Origin of the sequence: Ensifer sp. Root127 (assembly GCF_001425225.1) — a bacterium.
In the GTDB taxonomy this organism is placed as follows: domain Bacteria; phylum Pseudomonadota; class Alphaproteobacteria; order Rhizobiales; family Rhizobiaceae; genus Ensifer; species Ensifer canadensis.
Window position 1 is genome coordinate 1 of sequence record NZ_LMDX01000021.1, and the last position, 23,088, is coordinate 23,088.

The window sequence follows — 23,088 nt, forward strand, 5'->3', positions numbered from 1 at the left end:
CACCGGCCACACCACCATCTTCGTCACCCATGACCAGGAAGAGGCGCTGGAGCTTGCCGACCGGGTGGTGGTGATGAGCAAGGGCACGATCGAACAGGTCGGCACTCCCGACGAGATCTACGACCATCCGGTCTCGCCGTTCGTCTACGGCTTTATCGGCCAGTCGAACGCGCTGGCCGTCACCTTGCAAAACGGCGAGATCTGGTTTGAGGACCGGCCGATCGGCCTCAGAGCCCCGACCGAGCCCGATGGCCCGGCCACCCTCTACTTCCGCCCGCACGACATCGAGCTGATCGATGGCTGCGGCGGCTGTCTTGCCGGCCTGGTCACCGCCAGCCGCCGCGTTGCCGGCACCCGCCATCTCGAACTCGACCTCGGCCGCAACCACCCGCATGCCGAAATCGAACTGCCGCCCGAACGCACCACAGCACAGGATCGCGCAAGGGTCGCATTCCGCCCGACTAAGTGGAAACTGTTCAGGGATGAGAAGGCAGTCGGCGAACTGGCGAGCGCAGACGTCGACGCGGAAACGCAGGTCCAACAATTTGAACTGGCGCGTACCGGCACCTGACGGCTTCTCAACCGTCCGATCCCACCCTGGTTTCAAGCCGTTTCCCGTTTCTGCCGAGATGCGCTACAGCACCTCATGCGGTGAGAGAAGCGGGAGACGAGGCGCATGTCCGTTATTGAAGATCTGAAACAGGCACTCGGCGATGCCGTGCTGACCGGCACTGACATCGGCGAGCGCTATCGCAGCGACGCCAGCCTCACCGGACGTTATCTTCCGAAGGCCGTCATCCGCCCTTCCAACACAGAGGAAGTCGCAGCGACCCTCCGCATATGCAACGCCCATGGCCAGGCGGTCGTCGTACAAGGTGGGCTGACCGGCCTTGCCGGCGGCGCGAACCCGGACGAGGACGCGATTTCCATCTCGCTCGAACGCCTGACCGGCGTTGAGGAAATCGATCCGCTTTCCGCAACCATGACCGTCCTTGCCGGCACGCCGCTCGAGGTCGCCCAGCGCGCCGCCGACGATGCAGGCTTCCTGTTGCCGATCGACCTCGGCGCACGCGGCTCGTGCCAGATCGGAGGCAATCTCGCCACCAATGCCGGCGGCATCCGCGTCATCGGCCATGGCGTCACGCGTGACAACGTCCTGGGGCTTGAAACCGTGCTTGCCGATGGCACGATCCTCTCGTCGCTCAGCAAGATGATCAAGAACAACACCGGCTATGATCTGCGCCAGTATTTCATCGGTTCGGAGGGCACGCTCGGCGTCATCACGCGCGCCGTCCTGCGGTTGAAGCCGCGGCCGTTCGGACGGCTGACGGCGCTCTGCGCGCTTCAGACCTATGACCAGGTCGTCGCCTTCCTGACGCGAGCGCAAAGAGGACTTCCTGGCCTCTCGGCCTTCGAGGCCATGTGGGAAGACTATTTTCACTTCAACTGTGAGGCGGAGGGACAGCGCTTTTTCGAGACGTCCCCCGCCTTTGCGGTGATCCTGGAACAGGATGTCCAAGGCCACGAGACCGACAGCGAGGAATTTGAGACCTTCCTCGGCGCCGCGCTGGAAGACGATGTCATCGTCAATGCTCTGATCGCCCAGTCGGACAAAGAAAGCCGGCTGTTCTGGCAGGTGCGCGAGGGCCACGCGATGGACCGTCTGCTGCCGGCGCTGATCAATCTCGACGTCAGCCTGCCGATCGGCGAAATCGGCCGCTTCGCAGCGGAATGCGGGCCGGCGCTCGCCGCCCGTTTCCCGCAGGCGCACATCTCCTTCTTCGGTCATGTTGCCGACAGCAATCTGCATATCGCCTTTTCCACGCCGGGAAGCGACGAGCACACACAGCACGCGGTCGACGGCATCGTCTATGACATCGTTCGCCGTTATCGCGGCTCGATCTCCGCCGAACATGGCATCGGCACCTTGAAGCGGGAGTTCCTCGGCCATTCTCGAAGTGCGGCTGAGCTTGAAGTCATGCGCCGGATCAAGCACGCGCTTGACCCGAAGGGCATCCTGAACCCCGGTAAGGTTCTTTGACGCACGCGAATCGGCTTTAAAGCCAGGACGCCGGTGCCCTCGGCTAACGGCTCACGGAAGCGGTACCTGTCGCCAGGAGGGCTCGCGCCGCTCGAAGAAGGCGGCAACGCCTTCGCGCGCCTCATCGGACTCCCAGCAATCGGCAAGCTGCTCGATCGTCGCGGCAATAGTCTCTTCGGTGATCGGCTGTCCGAGCGAACGGGCAAGCCGTTTCGCCCGTCCGGTCGCACCGGGCGCCGTCTGGAGATAGGGTTCGACCTCGGCCGCAATTGCCGCATCAAGCGCATCGGGGGCAGCAATGGCCGTCACCAGACCGGCATCCCTTGCCTCTTCGGCGCTGAACAGGCGTGCGGACATGAACAGAGGCCGCGCCCTGCCCTCGCCGATGCGGGCAACGACGTAGGGGCTGATGGTCGCCGGAATGAGGCCGAGCCGGGTTTCGGTCAGGCCGAAGCGCGCATCGGACGACGCAATGACGGCATCGCAGATGCTCATGAGGCCGACGCCGCCGCCGAAGGCATTGCCGTGCACCCGTGCGATGACCGGCTTGGCGATCTCGTTCAGCGCCTTGAACATCAACGCCAGACGGGTCGCCTCGGCGATCCGGGTCGGCCGGTCCGCGTCGAACTGCTCGCGCATCCAGCCAAGATCGCCGCCGGCGCAGAAACTGCGGCCTTCGGCATCGAGCACCACGACGCGGACGGTGACATCCGCTGACAGTCGCTCCGCCGCCTCAGTCAGTTCACCGATCATGATTGCGGAGAGCGCGTTGTGCTTCTGCGGCTGTGCCAGCGTCAGCCGGGCGACGCCCTTCGCATCGACGGCGTATCGGATCGTTTCGAACATCAGCCAGCACTCCTCAGCGATCGTGCGAAAGCGGCGGCATCTTCAAGCCTTGCCGCATCCAGCCCCGTCGAAAACCCGCGCCCGGTGACAAAGGCGTTGACATCAAGCGTATCGACATTCCCTGCCGCACCCGGCGCATAGGGGCAGCCGCCAAGGCCACCGGCCGAAGCGTCGAAGACACGCAAGCCGCGCTCGAGCGCGACCCCGATATTGTCGAGCGCCCGCCCGGAGGTGTCGTGAAAATGGCCCGCTAGTCGCGCGGGTGGCACATGAGCCAATACGGCCACCAACATCGCATCGACCGCCTCGGGCGTGCCGCGCCCGATCGTGTCGCCAAGGCTGATCTCGTAACAACCAAGCACCATCAAGGCGGCGGCCACTTGGGCAGCGCTCTCCGGCGCAATCGCGCCTTCATAGGGGCACTCGACGACACAGCTGACATAACCTCGCAACGGCACCGCACTGGCGCGGCAGGCTTCGGCGACCGGGCGAAAGCGCTCGATGCTTTCGGCGATTGAGCAATTGATGTTCTTCTGCGAAAAGGTCTCAGACGCCGAGGCGAAGATCGCAACCTCGTCGGCCTTGGCCGCCAGAGCCGCATCGAAGCCCTGCATGTTCGGCGTCAGCGCCGCGTAGCGTGTACCCGGTCGACGCTTTATCCCGGCCATCACCGCCGACGCATCCGCCATTTGCGGCATCCATTTCGGGCTGACGAAGCTCGTCACTTCGATGCGCTCATAACCGCAACCCGATAGCAGATCGACGAGGTGGATCTTGTCGACCGTATCGACAAGCCGCTTCTCGTTCTGCAGGCCGTCGCGTGGCGCCATTTCGACAATCGTCACATGCTCCGGCACCGACGCGCTCATTCGCTGCGCTCCGGCTGCAGCACGACGAGGATCGCGCCGGCGCTCACCTGTTCGCCTGGCGATACCAGCGCGCTCTCGATGACGCCCGCACGCGACGCTGCCAGCGTCAGCTCCATTTTCATCGCTTCCATCACCACGAGCGGTTGGCCCTTCGTGACCACGTCGCCGGCGCGAACATGGATGAGCTTGACGATGCCGGGCATCGGAGCGGCAAGCTCGTCCTCCGCCGCCTCACCGGCGTGGGCGGTGGCGAGCGCATCGGGAAGGCGAAGAACGAAGGTCTCGCCACTCACGAAGAGCGTGATGGTTTCATGCTCGCGCAGGAAGCGGAAGACGCGTTGCTCGCCGGAGATCTCCACACGGGCGCCATCGTCGAACCGATCGAGCACAAGCACCGGAAAGGTGCTTTCGCCAGCCCGCACTGCGAACTGATCGCGCCCGCGCGCGGCAAGCGTGACGACCGATCGCCCGCCGGCGTGGTCGACGGCAATGCTTCTATGAGCATCCCCCCAGATCTGCCAGTGACCGAGCGACGACCAGGGATCGTCGGATTTCATCGGCTGCAGCACGCCGGTGGCGGCGATCGCCGCCAGTGCCAGCGCCTCGTCACTCGGCACCACAGGCGTCGTCAATTGATCGATTGCCCGGTCGATAAGGCCGGTATCCGGCCGCCCGGCGCGAAACTCAGGCTCTGCAGCGAGGCGGGCCAAGAAATCGAGATTGGTGATGGTACCGCCGATACGGCAGGCTTTGAGGGCGCTCTCCAGCCGCGCCAGCGCCGACGAGCGGCTCGGCCCGTGTACGATCAGCTTGGCGATCAGCGGGTCGTAGTAGGGGGCGATGACGTCGCCCTGCCGGACGCCGGCATCGACGCGGACGCCGTCTACAGGAAAATCGAGCGTTGCGAGCCGCCCGGTTGCCGGCAGGAAGCCGCGCGCCGGATCCTCGGCATAGATCCGTGCCTCGAACGCCCAGCCATCAATGGCGATTTCATTCTGTCGCTTTGGCAGGGCCTCGCCGACAGCGGCGCGCAACTGCCACTCGACGAGGTCAATGCCGGTGATCGCCTCGGTGACCGGATGCTCCACCTGAAGCCGGGTGTTCATTTCCATGAAATAGAACTGGTCCGGCCAGAGCCCGTTGGTGACATCGGCGATGAATTCGACCGTGCCCGCACCGACATAGCCGATGGCGCGCGCAGCCTTGACCGCGGCCTCGCCCATGGCGCGGCGAACCTCCGCCGTCATGCCGGGCGCCGGCGCCTCCTCGATCACTTTCTGATGGCGGCGCTGCAGCGAGCAGTCGCGCTCGAACAGATGCAGGATATTGCCGTGGCGGTCGCCGAAGACCTGGACTTCGATGTGACGCGGCTTGGTCAGGTATTTCTCGATGAGCACCGCGCCGTCGCCGAAGGCGGCTTCGGCTTCGCGGCGCGCTGCTTCAAGGGCCGCAGCAAACTCGTGCGGCTGCTCGACCTTGCGCATCCCCTTGCCGCCGCCACCGGCGCGCGCCTTGATGAGTACGGGAAAGCCGACGTCAGCCGCCCGGTCCGCCAGGAAGGATGGCTCCTGCTCGTCGCCGTGATAACCGGGGACAACAGGCACGCCGGCCTGTTGCATCAGCGCCTTGGCCGCATCCTTCAGCCCCATCGCGCGAATTGCTTCCGGCGACGGGCCGACGAAAGTCATGCCCGCGGCCTCGACCGCCTCGGCAAAATTGGCGTTTTCCGACAGGAAACCGTAGCCCGGGTGAATGGCATCCGCGTTGACGGACCGGGCCGCAGCCACGATCCGCTCGATCGAAAGATAGCTCTCGGAGGCCGTTGGCGGTCCGATGCGGATCGCCTCGTCAGCCAACGTCACATGTAAAGCGTCGACATCGGCATCGGAATAAACGGCGACAGTGCGGATGCCCAGGCGCCGGGCCGTGCGGATGACGCGGCAGGCGATCTCACCGCGGTTGGCAATCAGAAGCTTTGAAAACATCGGCATATGGCCCGCCCTATTGTGCCGCGATCACTTCGACTTCGAGCAACCAGCCAGAATCGAAGATGCCGGCAATCACCACGGTCATCGCCGGCGCGAGCGGACCGAGATATTCGGCACGGGCCGCGCGGTTGGCCATGGTGTGGTTGCGATCGGCGAGAAAGGTCGTCACCTTGACGATATCGGCCTTGCTCATGCCGGCGGCCTTCAATTGGGCGTCAATGTTCAGCCAGACCTGGCGCGCCTGTGCCTCGAAGCCGTCGGGCAGCACGTCGTCGGAATTGAGCGGCACCTGGCCGCTCACGAAAACCAGCCGCTCGAAACTCTCGAGCCGCACGGCTTGCGAATAGCCGCCGCGCGGTTGCGGCGCATTCTTGGCGTTGACGTTTTCGCGCTTCATCGCGATCTCCCTACATTCTGAACAGGCCGAAACGCGTATCTTCTATTGGCGCATTGAGCGCCGCCGACAGGGACAACCCGAGAACGTCGCGGCTCTTGCGCGGGTCGATGACGCCGTCGTCCCAGAGCCGGGCCGAGGCATAAAGCGGATGGCTCTGGCGCTCGAAGAGATCGAGAACCGGCTGCCGGAACTTGGCTTCCTCTTCCTCGTTCCAGGGCGTTCCGGCGCGCTTCAGCGCCTCGCCGCGCACCGTCGACAACACGCCGGCCGCCTGTTCGCCGCCCATTACAGAAATCCGGCTGTTGGGCCAGGTCCAGAGGAACCGCGGCGAGAAGGCGCGACCGCACATGCCGTAGTTGCCGGCACCGAACGATCCGCCGACCAGCATGGTGACTTTCGGCACCTGCGCCGTCGCCACGGCCGTGACCAGCTTGGCGCCGTGCTTGGCGATGCCTTCGGTCTCATATTTGCGGCCGACCATGAAGCCGGTGATGTTTTGCAGGAACACCAGCGGGATCTTGCGCTGGGCGCAAAGCTCGACGAAGTGCGCACCCTTCAGCGCCGATTCCGAAAAAAGCACGCCATTGTTGGCGATGATGCCGACTGGAACGCCGTGGACATGCGCGAAACCGCAGACCAGCGTGGTGCCGTAGCGCGCCTTGAACTCGTCGAAGCGGGAGCCATCGACAAGACGGGCGATGACTTCGCGGATGTCATAGGGCGTGCGCAGGTCCGCCGGCACGATGCCGGCGATCTCCTGCGGATCGTAAAGCGGCGGCTCCGGGCTCTGCAATTCCACCGACGTCGGTTTGCGGCGGTTGAGTGCGGCGACCGCACGACGGGCAAGCGCCAGCGCATGCGCATCATCGCGCGCCATATGGTCGGCAACACCGGAGAGACGCGTGTGTACGTCAGCGCCGCCAAGGTCCTCGGCCGAGACCACTTCACCGGTCGCTGCGCGCACCAGCGGCGGGCCGGCCAGGAAGATCGTGCCCTGACCCTCGACGATGATCGTCTCGTCCGACATGGCCGGCACATAGGCGCCGCCTGCGGTGCACGATCCCATGACAACGGCGATCTGCGGAATTCCGGCCGCCGACATATTGGCCTGGTTGTAAAAGATCCGACCGAAATGCTCACGGTCGGGGAAGACCTCGTCCTGGTTCGGCAGGTTGGCGCCGCCGGAATCGACCAGGTAGATGCACGGCAACTGGTTCTCGGCGGCAATCTCCTGCGCACGCAGATGCTTCTTGACCGTCATGGGATAATAGGTCCCGCCTTTGACGGTCGGGTCGTTGCAAACGATCATGCATTCGCGGCCGGACACCCGGCCGATACCGGTGATGAGACCCGCTGCCGGCGCATCGCCGTTATACATGCCGTGTGCGGCCGTCGAGCAGATTTCGAGGAAGGGCGTTGCCGGGTCGATCAGCGAGGCGACGCGGTCGCGCGGCAGCAGTTTGCCGCGGCTGACATGGCGCTCGCGCGCCGTCTCGCCTCCACCGCCGGCCGCCATCTTGACGGCGTCCTCCACAGTCGTAATCGCCTCCGCCATCGCCGCCTGATTGGCCTTGAACACGTCGGACGAGGGCGAGATGTGAGATTTCAGAACAGTCATGAAGTCCTCATTCGATCGAGCCTGATTGTGGCTTCGGAGGTCTACCCTGGCGTCTATCTGGTCTCGGTGAACAGCTCGCGGCCGATCAGCATGCGGCGGATTTCACTGGTTCCGGCACCGATCTCGTAGAGCTTGGCGTCACGCAACAGCCGCCCGGCCGGATAGTCGTTGGTGTAGCCGTTGCCGCCGAGCGCCTGGATGGCTTCGAGCGCCAGCGCCGTTGCCTTCTCGGCCGCATAAAGAATACAGCCGGCCGCGTCCTTGCGGGTGGTCTCACCACGATCGCAGGCTGCAGCCACCGCATAGACATAGGCCCGCGCCGCGTTCGCCGTCACATACATGTCGGCGAGCTTGCCCTGCATGAGCTGGAACTCGCCGATCGCCTGGCCAAACTGCTTGCGCTCGTGGAGATAGGGGACGACGACGTCAAGGCAAGCGGACATGATGCCGAGCGGTCCGGCGGACAGGACGACACGCTCATAGTCGAGGCCCGACATCAGCACGCGGACACCGCCGCCTTCGTTGCCGAGAATATTTTCGGCCGGCACCTCGCAATCCCGGAAGATCAACTCGCAGGTGTTCGAGCCGCGCATGCCGAGCTTGTCGAGCTTCTGGCCGGTGGAAAAGCCGGCAAAGTCTTTTTCGACGAGGAAGGCGGTAATTCCACGCGGACCGGCACTTGGGTCCGTCTTGGCGTAGACGACCAGCACGTCCGCATCCGGGCCGTTGGTAATCCACATCTTGCCACCGTTGAGAACGTAGCGGTCGCCGCGCTTCTCGGCCCGAAGCGTCATGGAAACGACGTCGGAGCCCGCTCCCGGTTCGGACATGGCGAGTGCGCCGACATGTTCGCCGGAGATCAGCTTCGGCAGATAGCGCGCCTTCTGCGCCTCGTTACCGTTGCGGCTGATCTGGTTGACGCAGAGATTGGAATGGGCGCCGTAGCTCAAGCCCACGGAGGCGGAGGCGCGGCTGATCTCTTCCATGGCGACGCAATGGGCGACATAGCCCATGCCCGCACCGCCATAGGCCTCGTCGGCGGTGATGCCGAGCAGCCCGAGATCTCCCATCTCACGCCAGAGTGGCGTCGGGAAAGCGTTGTTGCGATCGGTTTCCGCCGCCAGCGGCGCGATACGCTCAGTCGCAAAACGGCGCACGCTATCGCGCAACGCGTCAATGTCCTCGCCGAGCGCGAAGCTCAATCCGCCCTGAAACATCTCTCGTCTCCTCCCCTCGACCCTATCAGTGATCTCCTCACCACCAACTGGCCGGTCTGCGCTCCATCCTCTACGCGCAACGCGGCGATTGCAATGATATCAACGCCGCGATGTCGAGCGACGATAACACCGCGTCCCGCTAATTTCCTTCCAAAGAGGAAATCCGGGAAGCACGATCTGCAAAGTTTAGGAACGTTTGGCGATACATCCGCTGCGCGAAGCTGCTTCGGCCAATCTGGCTCGCGGCAACTGTCGTGTCGCGACGGAATCGCGTGCGAAGCGTTTACTTGTTCGGCCAGATTTCCTGCGCCTTGCCGACATCGGCAAGGCCGCGCTGCGCGTCGCGATTGCCGGTGGCAGCGACTGCCTCGAAGATGCGCCGGGCTTCGGCGTAATACTTGAGATTGAGATAGGCGTAGCCGCGCAGCACCATCAGGTCGGACCGCTGCGTCGAGATCTGCCCCAACTGATCAAGGAAAATCAGCGTTTCGCGATAACGTTTGGCATCGAAAGCGGCAATCGCCCGGTCGGCGAGGATCGCGCTCTGGAGTTCTTCGGCGCGACCACGGCTCTGTGTTGATTTCGTAGCGGCGACCGCGGCCTTGTTGGTCAGCCCGGCCCTGAGATAGGCGAGGCTTTGTCCGTAGGCAGCATCCTCGCGCATTTGTGATGCCGGCGCCTGCAGGGCGACCTCGAAGGCTTCGGCCGCTTCCAGCGGGCGGTTCAGATCCATCAGGCACCAGCCGCGCGTCAGCGCCGCCTGCGGCGACAACCGCGCCGGGTTGATGGTCGTCCGGCATCCCGTTACCGCCCTGCCGGCCGCTTGTGGTCGGCGAGCAACGGCAACCGGCTGCTCGACCACATAGCGTGTCGTCGTTCGTGGCGCGGCCTCCGTCACGACTGCAGGTGACCTTCGCTCCGCATCAGCTATCGGTGCCGGCTCTCGCGCAAGCGGCTGTTGTTGCCGGGCGATGGCGTCGCGCCGTTCCTCCTCGGTCTCGCCGAGGAGGGCGATGCGCTCCGAGCGCCCCGCCCAGAGCCGCTGGATCTCGGCGACGCCGGCAGCATCGCCCAGCTGGTTGCGGCTGAGCGCCAGGCCATAGGCCGAAGGTTCGTCATCGGGCTTCCAGCGAAGCCCGGTGGCAAACCATTGTGCGGCCGTCGCCGGTTGTTCCATGGCACTGGCATACCAGCCGAACTGCTGCGCCGTGGCCGGATCACGCCCTTTGGTCGTCTCCTGCGCGATCCGGGTCAGTACTTCCTCGCTCAGCGTGACCGGTGGCTCGATCGCCAGCAGGTTTGCCGTCGCGGCAAAATAGGTCGCCTTGGCATCGGCCGACGTATCGCGCCAGGGATACAGTACTTTTTCCGCATCCTCATGCGCCTTGCGGGCGATCAAGGTCAGCGCCAGGCCTTGCGACGCGGAGGCTGAATCTTCCTTGTCGTGGGCGCGACGGAACCATTGTTCGGCGGCGCTGATATTCTCCCGGCGAAGCTGGTACCAGCCCAGGAGCAGCGCGTCACTCGCCATGCCCTCGGTTTCGACCAAGCGTTCGAGGCGCTGGATATATTTGGGATCGACCGCCAGCTTGCCATCCGCGTCGCCTTCCGCAACGAAGCGGCGCGCCAGGTCGTCGCGAATGCTTTCGAACTCGGCAGCGCCTCCAGGTGCTGTCCGTTCGTGGGCCAAAATCTCCTGTGCCATCTCATAGGGCAGTCCGGATACCGCCTTCTGCACCGTCGCCAGCCGCTCCGGAGCGTTCTCGCAATTCTTCAGCACGTAGAGATAGGCGTCTCGGGCGCGATCGGGACGTTTGGTCTCGGTGAAGGCACCCGCCACCCGCCACAGCACATCCACTTCCGAGCACGTCAACAGGCTCGGCGTGCTCGCCGCAACCTCGATGACCGTCTCGTACTGCTTGAGGTCGGAGGCATTCACCAGGCGCGCCCGCGCTTCGGCGACGCTCAGCCGCTCGAGCAGATCGGCCGGCGGTTTCCAGGCGGCCTCGCTTGCCTGGCGCTCGGCGATCGCCTTTCGAACCTCGGCGTAGCGCCCCTCCGAATAGAGCTGCCACATCGTTTCGAGCTGGACATCCTTGTTACGCGGAACCGCAAGTGGGTCCTTGGGCGGCGTCCAATCGGGATAGAGCGCCCTCAGCCGTGATATCTCGGCCTGCAGTCGAGCGGTATCACCCTTGCTGGCGAAGTAGCGCAGTGCCGATTCGTCTACCACCGGCGCCGTTGCCTGCGACCGCCTCGCATCGGCGGGCTGCGTATTCTGCGTGACCTGCCGAAACTCAGGCGCTGCGCCTCTCGAACCTCTGTCCACGACACCGAACGACGCCTCGTCGGGAAGCGCGCCTCCGTCAGGGCCCGTCGCTGGCGCACCGGCGTTGCCGGCCAAATTCTTGCGCAGAAGCCCATCGTCGGTAAATCCGACAATCCCGACCGCCGTGAGGATGATTCCGGCGATGACAACGGTTGAGGACTTCATAGACACTCCGGACGCTTCTCCTTCGCATAAGACAACCCGAGGAGGTGCAGTGTCGAAGGGTAATATTGCGTCGGGCTGAACACCTTGACGCTGTCGGGCAACGGAGCCCGCTCCATGAGACAGGCCAGAATATGGTTAACAAATTGATAACCGGGGTCCGTCAGCGTCGCCCGAACAGCCCCCGTCGTTACGTCGCTGATGAGCAATTCGCCATTGGCACCAAGCATGCCCTGCCGCAATCTTGAAAGCAATTCGGCGTCATCGATGTCTGCCCGAACCAGGTAGAGCGGAATGCGCAGCGAATTGTAGCCGAATTCCGCCGGGAAGCCCTGCGCCGCCTTCAGGCGCGTTTTGGCGCTGATCCAATCGGCCGGCATCTTTCGCGGGCCGAGCTGCAGTTGATCAAGCATCTTGCGACCATCATTCGCCAGCGCCGCCCATATCGGCGAAGGCGCGACCCGATCAAGGACAGGGAAGGCCTCGAAGATCCAGTAGGAAGGGTTGACGACGGGACCGTCTTCGCGATCGGTTGCGGAAAAACCGGCAACCCCCGGCAGCAGCAAGGTTCGGCCGCCGTAGTCGATCACGGTCCGGTCGAGGATTGCTTTCGCGATCTTGGAGGCCGCCGAGAGGTAGTCCTTTCGCTTCCACCGTTCGCCGGCAAGCGTCAGCGCATAGGCGATCAGGATATCGCCGTCGGTCGCATTGTTGATATCGATCACATGCGGCTTTTCGCTCGGGCTCCATTTCCAGGCGGCAAGTCCGTCGTCGCGCAAAAGCAGCTCGCGACGGGTAAAGGACCAGATCAGCTCGAAATCGGCAGCGCTGCCGGCAAGCACCGCCAGCCACAAACCATAACCTTGTCCCTCGCTGTGGCTGATGCCGCCGTTACCGTCATCGATAATGCGCCCACCGGGATCGAGGAACTTTGTCTTATACTTCTGCCAATCCTCGGCGCTCACGGTCTCGCCCCGTCCCTGGGCTGCCGCGCGCGTCTGAGGCAGAGCGACGACAAGAGCCAGGGTGAGGAGAAGAACCGTGCGCCAGATCATGGGCGGCGCCCGAGCCGACTGAGCATGGATGACGTGGCGAGGCCCAGCAGCACCGATAGTGTTACGAGCAGCACGGCGTAGAAAAGAATGTTGCTCGACAGCCAGTTGGCAATGATCAGCCGGTAATTGCCAAACGAGGCCGGCCTTGTCTGCACGAAACTGAAATTGGCGACCGGCACCACCTTGACGGCGTTGGTTGCCGGCTCGTAGGTCGAGATGTGCCCGGCGATCTCTCGCCATTGATCGATGTCGGCAAGTGCCGACACCCCATCGCTCAACTGTTTGGCGGACGGCGCTGCAACCAGCGTCCACGTGGCGTCATCCGTGGGGTTTGCCCCTTGAGCGAGGAGCAAGGTTGCCGTTTCCGGAGGGACAAAATCGCTTTGTTCCTGCGGCAGAATGCGTAGCGAACTCAGGGAGATGTCGAACTCCTGCTTTACCCAATCCTGAAGAGCCGTGATCTGGGTGCGCCAGGCGCCGCCACTCAGGCGCGTCTGCCATTCATCGATCGCCTTCTGGGTATCCGCGCCGCGCCCGACGGCCTGTGCGCTGCCCCAGGACATCTGGCGGCTGGGATCGATACCGACTTGCGTCAGCACAGTTTTCGGCAATTCGGGCAACGTACCGATGAAGAGCGCATTGCGCGTGCCAGCGGCCAAAGGCGAGGCAATCATCTCGACCGCGATCGGCCTCCCGCCGGCCACCGCCAACCGTGCCAGGAACGTGGCTGCGGCCGACAAGGTGTCGGCATCGGCCCGGTCAATGAAGAGCGGGATCACGCCGGCGCTGTTGCGGTAGGGTGCCGCCGCGCCCGACATCGCGGCGAGATTGGGCCGCCGACCGATCCGCGCGAAGTTGGGCATATGAAGTTCGGACGTGTCGAACAGTGCAAAACGCGGATCCGTCGAGGCTGGCGCACCCGGCGCACAGGCCTTGTCCTGCTCCGTCAAAAGCACGGCCTCGAGCTCGATCAGGTTGGGCCCGGGCTTGAAATGGCGCATGGTCACATTGATCGGCAAATGCCGCAGGATGCCGCCGGTCGCCGAATCGAACGGGACCGTCGAGGCGATGTTGCCGTTGACATAGATGTCGATCCGGCTGCCGGGCCGCACCGTCTCGGTATAGGCCGCATCCAGCAGGATCGTCGCCTCGCCATAGGCGTCCGCATAGAAATCCGACGGGACCGCCACCGAAAACCTGGATCGGAAGCGGCGACCGGTGAATTCACTGGTCTCGACGCCGAGCTCGGAGAAGCGCAAGCGCGCGTTGCCGGCAACGACAGGTGTTTCCGGCAAGAGCCAACGTTCGGTGTTGATGACGTCGCGAGGGACATCGCTCGGCCGGTCCATTGGCTCGGCGACAGCCTCGATTGCGGCCTGAACGGCCGGCCAGTCGGGGCCGCTGAGAACCAGAACCGGTGCATTCGTCTCGCCATCGCGGACGAAGGCCGCGACCGACCCGCTGGCAGCGCCATCGGGCAGCGAAGGGAGCAGCGGCGATACCTCATCGACGGTGCCAGCAACCACGGTCAACTCACCGGGCTTGCCCAGCTCCGGCAGTCCTTCGCTGAGAAAGACCCGCTGCGCCGGCATATGGCCGCGCAGGGCCAAGCCCTGTGCAAGCCGCATCAGGCTTGCAGCGCGGCTCGGCTGCTGCATTCCCGGAACGACAAGATTGAACTGCGTGTGTCCCCTGTCGTCCAGACCGACGGCGCGGATATCGTCCACGCTCGCAAATGCCGCGCTCTGCGCATCCGCAAAGCTGATGAAAGCCGTCTCCGGCGCGATTTCGGTCCAGAGTTCATAGGTGGATTCGATGGTGCAGTCGGTACGGTGGTGCTGCTGCGCCCGAAACCTGATGTCATTGGAACCGGCCCGCAGCAGACCGGCAGGCAGTGCGTAACTCCGGGTCTCGGCGGTGCCCGACGCCTTGATCGGCCCCTCGCCGACCAGCTCGCCGTTGACGAAAACCGAAAGGGACGAAGCCTCCGGCGCGATCACGATCGCATTCTGATAACCGAAATTCAACGTTGCAGCCGATTGTGCCTGGGCCGGCGTCAGATACATCGACCAGGCGCGTTCGTCGACCTCACCGGTGAGCGACAGCGCGCTGAAGGGAATGATGTACCGCCTGAAACCATCGGGCTCGCCGCCAACCGCTGCGGGACTGCTTGCGTCCGCGCCGGGCTCGCTGGTCGGCTGGCCCTCATCCGTCCCTTCCGGCAGTTCGATAGGCGGCTCGACGGCCGGCCGCTCCGGCGACATGTCGAACGGGTTCGACTGCGCGAACGTCTGTGTCGTCGCGGCAAGGAACATGATGAGGAGGGCAACCAGCATCCGGTTCATCGCCGCGCCTCCGCTTGCCTGTCGGAGGAGCGCAAGCTGCGCGCGAAATAGATCAGGCCGCGGCTCATCTGATAGAAAGCCAGCCACAGGAACCAGGCCGTGCCTGCGACCAGTCCTGGGTTTCCGCGCCGCGCCCTCTGGAATTCGCTCCATTGCTGGGAGTTCGCAAAGATCAGATCCGCCACCAGACTGTGGTGACGCGCGACCTGCGGCAGATAACGGCAGCCGATCGTGGTGATGTCGCCGGCACTCTCCTTGTTCTTGATCGCGACCGGCAAGGTCTCGGAGGTGCCATCGCCACTATAGGGCTCGAAACGAATGAGCCCGTCCGTGTCGACAGGTAGCGTCGCCGCATCGACGCCATAGACCTGAATTCGGGCGCCGTTGGCCGATACGTCTTCGATCGTTGCCGGATACCATTGATCTGCGACACCGAATTCGCAGCGCCGGCTGACCTTCACGCGCCGCGATGACGCCTTTTCCCCGCGTTCCGAGACCACGCCGAGCGCGCAGCCCGCCATGATCAGATTGAGGAGGTTCCAACCTCCCACGACCAGGGTTACGTCAGCCTTGTAGGGCTCGGTGTAGACCCGGTAGACCGTCATCAGAAGGGCGATGAAAAGCACGGCGAAGATGACGAAGAACGGTCGGCTGATTTCCGACAGGCGGCTCTCCAGGATCGACTCGTCCTTGGCCGTCACCTTGAAGGTCGGCCGGCTCGGGCGCATCAGGACCGAGATGACCGCCGGCAGCAGATGCACGGTCTGAGCATATTCGTAGAGTTCCGAGATCCACGGCCAACGGAAGGCGCCGTAGAGATAGTTCTGCATCATCAGATTCACGAGCATGTAGGCGAGCGTATAGGCAAGGAACTCACCACCCGACGCGGTGAAGATTTCCAGGTCGAAGAACAGATAGAACAGCGGCGCAAACAGAAAGATCGTGCGCGACACCGGGAAGAGCCAGAACAGCGTCGACGACATGTAGCAAAGCCGCTGCGGGATCGACAGCCCGCGCTTGAACAGCGGAAAACGGAACAACAGGATCTGCATCATGCCCTGCGCCCAGCGACTGCGCTGGCCGATGAAGCTGGCAAAGGTTGCCGGTTGTAGCCCGGCGATCAGCGGCCGATCGACATAGATGCTGTTCCAGCCGCGGCCGTGCAGCGCCAGCGCCGTTTCGCAGTCCTCGGTGATGCTCATGCCGCTGAAGCCGTCGGTATCATCGAGCGCCTTGCGCCGGAGCACGGCAGCCGAGCCGCAGAAGAAGGCCGCGTTCCACTTGTCGAGGCCGCGCTGGATGATGCCGTAGAACATTTCGTTCTCACTCGGCATCTTTTCGAAGGTTCGCAGATTGCGCTCGAGCGGATCAGGATTGAGAAAGAAGTGCGGCGTCTGCACCAGGAAAAGCTTCGGGTCGCTTTCGAAATAGCCCACCGTTTCCAACAGGAAATCGCGAGCTGGCGCGTGGTCGGCGTCAAAGACGGCGATCAACTCGCCGTCTGAATGCAGCATGCCGTTGTTGAGATTACCGGCCTTGGCATGTTCGTTGCGCTCGCGGGTCAGGTAGCGCGCACCGAGATCGTCGCAGAGAGCCTGCAATTCCATATGCCGGGCCGAGGCGCGCTGCGCCTCCACCAGATTCATCGAGTAGCGCTTTTGCTGGGTGCCGCCATCATCAAGCAGCCAAACCTGCAGCTTGTCGGCCGGGTAATCCATGCCTTTGGCGGCAGCCAGCGTATTGGCCAGCAACCCTGCATCCTCGTTATAGGACGGCACGAAGACGTCGACCTTCGGAAACGCCCCCGGCGAGATGGCCTTGGCCTTGCGTGGCGGCAGCGGCATCGCGACGACGAACAAGCTCAGTGATAGCATCATCACGCTGTACATTTCTGCGAGATAGAGCAGGAAGCCGGGAATGAAGTTCTCAAGCTGGTTCAACGGCGGCAGCGTGCTGGTCGTGCGCCAGTAGACATAGCGAAGCACGATAGCCGTTCCGAAGGCGAGCGCGATCAGGCGCCAGCGACCTTCGGCCTTGATGAGCTTCAGTATCGCCATGAACGTAACGACGAGCACGCTCACGATCAGCTGGGTCTGAAGATTGACCGGCAATGTGATGACGGCAATGACGCAAAGGGAGAAAAACGCCCACGCTGCAACGGGACCGATCTTGCTCATTCATTCTGCCTTCCAGCATTCGGCATCATGCCACTGGTATCGCTTGACCTGACTTCATCTGGGCTTTTGCAAGCCCGATACGAGCCCATACCAAACGATGGTTAGGAGCTGATTAAGGACAATTGCCCCCCGCCGGTGCATCGCAGGCAGGTAACGGCACAATCACGGTCGCTCCAGTCTTTGCCGCGCCACCCGGTTCCGGCAACCTAATCGAATTCGCCGTCGCCGGCACGGCGACTGGCTGCTGACGCGCCGGTTGCTCGACGCGGACCACGCGCCTGGTCGGCGCAGGCGCCGTCATCACGGTCACGGGTCGCGTGTCGGTGGGCGCCGGCTCCTTGCGGTAAATCGGGTTGCCAACGCGGCCGATGCCCGCCTCCAGCGGCGGCGGGGCGCCGTAAGGGTTCCAGGCGGGGTCGCCGAATGTGCCGACGATCGTATAGCCATAGACGGGCGCGAGAAGGTCGTTTTCGCTTGCGCCAGTTGCGCAATAGCGGAAGCGGATCTGAATGGTGCCGTAGCCTTTAAGGGGAGAACGATGATTTTCCGCCCCGCGGATCTGCTGCCAGGCAAAAATGCAGGCGTCGCCGCCGCGGCCACGACCATAGGCATAACCGAAGGGCCCGTAATTGTTCTGCAGAAAGTCCGACGACTGCGCCAACGACACACCGGGAAGCGCACGCCGCGCCTGCCGCATCATCTCGGAACTCCTAACCGCCACGTAGCCGCTGCTCTTCTGCTGGTCGAACCTGGTCTCCATCGGCCCGAAGAATTGCGCGCGCAGGAAGTTCTGCCCCGGCGTCGCGGCCGAAGTGTAGAGGTAGATATCCTGCTCGATGGCGTTGGTTCTTCGCCGCTCGACCACATTCAGAACGGCGGGCCCGCCGGGCGGCGGCAGGATCAGCGCATTCTCGGCCGGAACGATCGTCGCATTGGTCGGCGTGCCGACGTCATTGTGCGTCGCGCAGCCGGACATGAGGAGGCCTGCCGCAAGCAGAGTTGCAGGCGCGACCACGCCCAGCGGCTTGTTGGTGATCGTGGAGCGGTCGTTCGATACGTCGAATCGCCTGCTGAAAAATCGTCCTGCCATGCCCGAGCATTAGGTGATTCAGGCAATTTCGCAAACCCGCAAAGGATAGGGGATGGCTTTTCGAGCTCTGGTGGTGGTGTGACCGTTGCAGCTATTACCGTTGGCACCGTAGCGGCCCGCGAAAATGCGTCCATCAGCAGTCGCCAACTCGGGCATTCCGGCGCCACCTACAGCGCCATTTCAGATCAGCCGCCGCGAGCCCGCCGCAATGTTGAAAAAGGCGACATAAACGGCTCTATCGCCGAATAGTTGGCGCACCTCATATACAAAGACTGCGTGAAAATCGGAAAAATACCCAAATAAATTCTCTCACAACATAGGTAATAATAGAAAACATCAGGCGCGACGCAATCCATGAAGATTTGCAATAGTCAGATGTTTACTTATTAATATCCGAAGCGCAGGATGGAAAAACTTTCTGCGTACAAATTATTTGGCGACGCTCATCTGTGACAGAAATCCGCGCCGAGATTTACGCTGGAATAGATTTGATCCGCCTGATCGAATTCTTGAATGAGCCAAAGCCTCTGCTGCGGGTTCCTTTGAGGCATTTTCGTCATCGCAGCGCGCTGCCCGCACCTTCCGGCGGCCGTCGCAAGCAGAGTGAAAATTGGAGCTCGCCATGAGAAACCTACTTCCCGCCCGTTTCCATGACTACGATTTCACCCCCATCTTCGTGGGTGCCGGGTTTACTCTCGCGATCGCCGTCATCGCCTACGGCTCCTTGTTTGGTCGCATCCTCTAGCGAGGCGCACCAACGGCGCGACGTCACCGGCAGGGCAAGCAGCAGACCTGTTTATGCGATCTGCGCCTTCAGGGTTGCTCGCATCAAGACGGCTAGCGGTACTGCCGGTTCACGGTCGGGACTGGCGCACTCGACGGTACCGTTCCGACACCCCGGTCGGAGTTGACACAGCAATTGCTGGAGATCCAGATGCCGATGGCGAAAGCGGTCTAGCGCGACCCGAAACCGGAATCAGATGACGCCGCATTGTTCGACAAACCCAGGCCGTCGAGTGCGGCAAGCGTTGCCTTGATCACGTCGGCAGCGGGCTGATCGACATCAACGACGACCGTCAGGGGCTCGCCGATCGGTTCTTCAAGCGTCGCCAGTTGCGTGTCGAGCAGCGATGCCGGCATGAAATGCCCTTCGCGATGCTGCATCCGGCCGGCGAGAACATCGCGGCGGCCATGGAGATAAACGAAGACAAGATCTCCCCCTGCACTCTCGCGCAACAGATCGCGATAGCTCCGCTTCAACGCCGAGCACGAAACGACGAGCGGGTCGGCGCTCGAGGAAAGCTGCCGTCCGATCTCACGGAGCCAGGGCCATCTGTCCTCATCGGTGAGCGGGATGCCGACGGACATCTTGGCGATATTGGCTTGCGGGTGCAAAGCATCGCCTTCGATGAAGCGATAGCCAAAGGCCCGCGCCACCGCCTCGCCGACAGAAGTCTTGCCGCTGCCGGAAACGCCCATGACGACAATCGAGCAAGGGAACTTCGGCGCATGACCACGGGATGACATGTCGGGGCTCGCCATGGATCGCTCGTCTCTCCGGTGCTGATTGCGACTGACATCGCTGATAGCGCCGCCCCATCAACGACACAAGGCCAGCTGACGCTCGTGCGGTTCCCGTTGAGACGGAACCGCGGCAACGCTCTCCAGCGCCGTGCGTCCTATTAGACGCGCAAAGGTCACTGTAGCACCTTGATTTGCTGCCTGTTTTTACGCATTTCCTAGGACGGAAAACCGTTTCGCACTTTTCCTGGAAATTCCTAGCTGGCGACCCGCGGGCGGGCGATGTCGTTGACACCCTCATCATCGGGTGCCTGGCCATAGCTCATCCGGCGCATCTGGGCGATGACCCGCTCCATCTCATCGTCGGGCAGAACCGGCGGCTCGCCGAGCGTCAGGGCCTGGACATACATGCGCGAGAGGGTCTCGATTTCGATCGCCATCCACAATGCCGATTCCAGCGTCTTGCCGAGCGAGATCTGACCATGCTGACCGAGCAGGCAGGCGGTGCGGTCCTTGAGCGCCACCAGCGCGTTGTTGGACAGCGCCTGGGTCCCGAACGTCGCATATTCGGCGCAGCGGATCGTCGTGCCACCGGCAATGCCGGTCATATAGTGGAAGCTGGGGATGGTTTTGTGGTGGCACGCAAGCGTGGTGGCATAGATAGAGTGGCAATGAAGAACCACGTTGATATCCGTGCGCTCGCGCAGGATATCGCGATGGAAACGCCATTCGGATGACGGTCGAAGGCCTGTGTAGTTGCCCTTAAAATCCATCTCGACCAGATCTTCCGGCTGCATCGTCTCATAGGCGAGCGACGAGGGCGTGACCAGGAAACCATCGCCGATGCGCACCGACAGGTTGCCGGCCGTCCCCTGGTTGATGCCGCTCGAATTCATCCGGCGGCAGATATCCACCATCTCGCGGCGAAGGGAGAGTACATCGGGCTGGTTCATCAGTCGTTCCTTTCGAAGTGTCAGTGGAAAACGGGTTCGGCTGGCTGACGCGCCCTCGCACGCCACTCAGTCGCGTAGTCGGAGATCGCAGCCGTGAGTGATGCGACATCGCTGGCCTCGGCCAGCGAAAGCGGCGCTGGCCGCCTGCGGGAATGTTGGCCGGCAAGCAGGGCCGCGCCGGATGCAACGCCGTAGGCATCGAGATTGAACCGGACCTGTCGGTCCGGCAGCAGTGCGGCGACAAGGCGGGCATAAAGCGGGTCGCGCAGGAAGCTGCCGTCGAGAACGACCAGAGGACCCGCCCCCAGGGCCTCGATGCATTCGGCGGTCAAGAGCGCACAATAGACGAGCGCCACCGCCTTGCGCTCCGTGGCAGTCTCCGGCTTTGGCCCTGATATACGTCCCTGCCCGGCGCTGCCCGGAAACAGGCCGTTGTCGTCGCCGAAGGAAGGCAGCGCCATCGTCCGGTCGGCGATCAATCGCCGGATGGTCTGTTCAGGCACAGGGTCGCTCGGTTGCCCGGGCCCGGCCACCAGCGAGAATTCGCGCCCGCCCATGGTCAGCACGCCGCCGAGCGGATTGCCGAAGACGTCGCTGTTCAAGGTCATGCCCCTGTTTTCGTCGAGCCTGTCGAGCGAGGTCTGACCGGAAAAACCGACAATCCAGGTGCCGGTGGAAATGACGGTGAACTCGTGCAGCCCGGCGGCATGATAGCGGTAGTGGTTGAGGCTGCTGTCATGCGCACCGACCAGGATACGAAGCCCCTGCGGCAAGCCGTGACGCCGCGCCAAATCTGCGCGCACCGGCCCGAGATCCTGCCAGGCGTCGGCGAAGGGCGGCATCAGCCGGCCCCAGCCACGCGCCGCGACGATCGGTGCGAAATGCCGCTCCGCCACGTTCCAGAGATGCGACTGCGCGCCAAGCAGGCTCGCCTCCGAGGTCGCCACACCCGAAAGCCGCCATGCCCAGTATTGCGGCAGACCGAGATACCAGCGCGCCCGCGAGAAGGCTTCCGGTTCGCACTCCTGCATCCAGTAGAGCTGCCGGGCCTGATGGGTTGCCGCATGCATCGTCGCGCTGCCGCGGTCGAAGAACGATCCGGAGAGCGGGACATAACCGGCTTTGATCGCCTCCGGCAGCGGCTGTTCATAGTCGATCATCGGCAGGGTGGCGCCCTCGCCGATCTCGGGATCGTCACCAACAAGGACGCCTCCGGAACCGTGTCCGGAGGCAACGAAGGCCGAAAGTGGGTGACGCCGGCAGAGTTGTCCGATGCCGGAAAAGACCCACTCGCTAATGGCGCCGAGATCGTGATGGCGCCAGGGTGGTCCGGGCAGCACCGGGTTGGGGATGCTGAGCGTCTCAAGCACGACACCATCTGCCGTGACGGCATTGAGCTTGACGTTGGTCTTGCCGACGTCGAGCACCGCGATCGTGCCCTGCTCGTTGCGTGATGGTGTTGGCATGATACCGCGCCTTCCGTCACTCCGTCACTTCCGGACCATGAAGGACCCGGATCGCCGCCCAATTTGAGCGTTTCCGGTTTAAACGGAGCCCCGGAAACGCTCTATCTCTTTGTTTTTACGCATTTCCAGACGGAAAACCGCTTCACACTTTTCCTGGAAATGTTCTAGATCAGCCCGTACTGTCTGGCCTTGTTGCGCAGGAACGGCAGGCCGTTGCCCATCACCTCTTCCTCGTCCCTGGCGACGGGGCGCCAGACGGCGAGGCCATAGGCGACTTCCGGCGGCATGTTGATGAAGCTCTCCATGGCAAGGCCACCCTTGAAGCCGATCGCCGCAAGCGTCGCAAAGATCTCGTCCCAGGCGCAATTGCCATAGCCCGGCGTGCCGCGATCGCTTTCGGAGAGGTGGATGTATTTGATGTGCTCGCGCGCATCCAGAATGCCGGTGCCGATGCCCTTTTCCTCGATGTTCATGTGGTAGGTGTCGAGATGCACGAAGACATTGTCGGCGCCGACGCGCTTGATCATGTCGACGGCCTGCCTGCCGGTGTTGATCAGGTGGTTTTCGTAGCGGTTCACGGCCTCGACGCCGAGTTCGATGCCGCGCGATTTGGCGTGTTTTGCCGCCGCCGTCAGCACGCGGGCGATATTGTCGTATTCGGCTTCGGTCGGCGGTACGCCGGTACGCTCGCCGATGCCGCCATAGATGACGCCGGACAGCGCTTCGCCACCGAGATCGGCCGTCTTGTCGATCGCGACCTTCAGGTGCTCGATCGCCGCATCGGGCCGGACGGAAGCCCAGGCGCGCTCGGGCAGGCCGAGCGAGCAGACCGCACGCAGCTTGTTCTTCTCCAGCAGCGCCTTGGTGTGGGCGGTGTCGACGGCCGGCGGATTGAGCATGGGGATCTCGATGAAGTCGACCTTGTACTTGACCGCCGCTGCGACCGCACGCTCGGCACCGGGCCGGTCCCAATTCATGGTCCACATGCTCGTATGGACGCCAAAACCCTGCATG

General features: G+C 63.2%; 18 protein-coding genes. 3 read left to right on the forward strand and 15 right to left on the reverse strand.

What is annotated here, in order from left to right; genetic code table 11:
- The coding region (locus ASD03_RS21670) for a TOBE-like domain-containing protein (RefSeq protein WP_200957345.1) at positions 1 to 571 on the forward strand (571 nt) is incomplete at its 5' end.
- 105 nt (positions 572 to 676) lie between these two features.
- Positions 677 to 2,041, forward strand: a complete 1,365-nt coding sequence (locus ASD03_RS21675; protein ID WP_057216162.1) for an FAD-binding oxidoreductase — start codon at positions 677 to 679, stop codon at positions 2,039 to 2,041.
- Positions 2,042 to 2,092: 51 nt separating this feature from the next.
- Here the strand turns inward: ASD03_RS21675 and ASD03_RS21680 are convergent, their stop codons facing one another.
- The 11 genes from ASD03_RS21680 to bcsN form a co-directional block, all read right to left on the reverse strand.
- On the reverse strand, positions 2,093 to 2,890 hold the full coding sequence (locus ASD03_RS21680) for a crotonase/enoyl-CoA hydratase family protein (RefSeq protein ID WP_057216164.1): 798 nt from the start codon (positions 2,888 to 2,890) through the stop codon (positions 2,093 to 2,095).
- The gene (locus ASD03_RS21685; RefSeq protein WP_057216167.1) at positions 2,887 to 3,756 is read right to left on the reverse strand and encodes a hydroxymethylglutaryl-CoA lyase; all 870 of its coding nucleotides are present in this window, start codon (positions 3,754 to 3,756) and stop codon (positions 2,887 to 2,889) included. The genes ASD03_RS21680 and ASD03_RS21685 overlap by 4 nt, the downstream gene beginning before the upstream one ends.
- Positions 3,753 to 5,741 carry an acetyl/propionyl/methylcrotonyl-CoA carboxylase subunit alpha gene (locus ASD03_RS21690; RefSeq protein WP_057216263.1) on the reverse strand — a complete coding sequence of 663 codons (1,989 nt, stop codon included), beginning with the start codon at positions 5,739 to 5,741 and terminating at the stop codon, positions 3,753 to 3,755. The genes ASD03_RS21685 and ASD03_RS21690 overlap by 4 nt, the downstream gene beginning before the upstream one ends.
- Positions 5,742 to 5,757: 16 nt before the next feature.
- Complete coding sequence (locus ASD03_RS21695) at positions 5,758 to 6,141, reverse strand: RidA family protein (protein ID WP_057216170.1); 384 nt, start codon at positions 6,139 to 6,141, stop codon at positions 5,758 to 5,760.
- A gap of 10 nt (positions 6,142 to 6,151) precedes the next feature.
- Positions 6,152 to 7,759, reverse strand: a complete 1,608-nt coding sequence (locus tag ASD03_RS21700; protein WP_057216173.1) for a carboxyl transferase domain-containing protein — start codon at positions 7,757 to 7,759, stop codon at positions 6,152 to 6,154.
- Between the two features lie 53 nt (positions 7,760 to 7,812).
- The gene (locus ASD03_RS21705) at positions 7,813 to 8,976 is read right to left on the reverse strand and encodes an isovaleryl-CoA dehydrogenase (RefSeq protein WP_025428458.1); all 1,164 of its coding nucleotides are present in this window, start codon (positions 8,974 to 8,976) and stop codon (positions 7,813 to 7,815) included.
- A gap of 283 nt (positions 8,977 to 9,259) precedes the next feature.
- Positions 9,260 to 11,470: a hypothetical protein gene (locus ASD03_RS21710; RefSeq protein ID WP_057216176.1), complete on the reverse strand. Its 2,211-nt coding sequence runs from the start codon at positions 11,468 to 11,470 to the stop codon at positions 9,260 to 9,262.
- Entirely contained in the window at positions 11,467 to 12,522 is a 1,056-nt protein-coding gene (locus tag ASD03_RS21715; RefSeq protein WP_025428456.1) for a glycosyl hydrolase family 8, read from the reverse strand. The genes ASD03_RS21710 and ASD03_RS21715 overlap by 4 nt, the downstream gene beginning before the upstream one ends.
- The gene (locus ASD03_RS21720) at positions 12,519 to 14,867 is read right to left on the reverse strand and encodes a cellulose biosynthesis cyclic di-GMP-binding regulatory protein BcsB (protein WP_057216178.1); all 2,349 of its coding nucleotides are present in this window, start codon (positions 14,865 to 14,867) and stop codon (positions 12,519 to 12,521) included. The genes ASD03_RS21715 and ASD03_RS21720 overlap by 4 nt, the downstream gene beginning before the upstream one ends.
- The gene (gene bcsA, locus ASD03_RS21725; RefSeq protein WP_057216181.1) at positions 14,864 to 17,044 is read right to left on the reverse strand and encodes a UDP-forming cellulose synthase catalytic subunit; all 2,181 of its coding nucleotides are present in this window, start codon (positions 17,042 to 17,044) and stop codon (positions 14,864 to 14,866) included. Before bcsA ends, ASD03_RS21720 begins: the two co-directional genes overlap by 4 nt.
- 112 nt (positions 17,045 to 17,156) lie before the next feature.
- Entirely contained in the window at positions 17,157 to 18,134 is a 978-nt protein-coding gene (gene bcsN, locus ASD03_RS21730; RefSeq protein WP_082555724.1) for a cellulose biosynthesis protein BcsN, read from the reverse strand.
- Positions 18,135 to 18,756: 622 nt separating this feature from the next.
- Between bcsN and ASD03_RS41165 the strand changes: the two genes are divergently transcribed.
- Positions 18,757 to 18,879 (forward strand): hypothetical protein, encoded by a 123-nt coding sequence (locus tag ASD03_RS41165; RefSeq protein WP_277996373.1) that lies wholly within the window; start codon positions 18,757 to 18,759, stop codon positions 18,877 to 18,879.
- A gap of 209 nt (positions 18,880 to 19,088) precedes the next feature.
- Here ASD03_RS41165 and ASD03_RS21735 read toward each other — a convergent pair whose 3' ends face one another.
- From ASD03_RS21735 to ASD03_RS21750, 4 genes are all read right to left on the reverse strand, one after another.
- On the reverse strand, positions 19,089 to 19,676 hold the full coding sequence (locus ASD03_RS21735) for a gluconokinase (RefSeq protein ID WP_057216184.1): 588 nt from the start codon (positions 19,674 to 19,676) through the stop codon (positions 19,089 to 19,091).
- Between the two features lie 236 nt (positions 19,677 to 19,912).
- Positions 19,913 to 20,608, reverse strand: a complete 696-nt coding sequence (locus tag ASD03_RS21740) for a class II aldolase/adducin family protein (RefSeq protein ID WP_057216187.1) — start codon at positions 20,606 to 20,608, stop codon at positions 19,913 to 19,915.
- 20 nt (positions 20,609 to 20,628) lie between these two features.
- Entirely contained in the window at positions 20,629 to 22,074 is a 1,446-nt protein-coding gene (locus ASD03_RS21745; protein ID WP_057216190.1) for an FGGY family carbohydrate kinase, read from the reverse strand.
- 164 nt (positions 22,075 to 22,238) lie between these two features.
- Positions 22,239 to 23,087 carry a sugar phosphate isomerase/epimerase gene (locus ASD03_RS21750; protein ID WP_057216193.1) on the reverse strand — a complete coding sequence of 283 codons (849 nt, stop codon included), beginning with the start codon at positions 23,085 to 23,087 and terminating at the stop codon, positions 22,239 to 22,241.
- Position 23,088 lies beyond the last annotated feature (1 nt).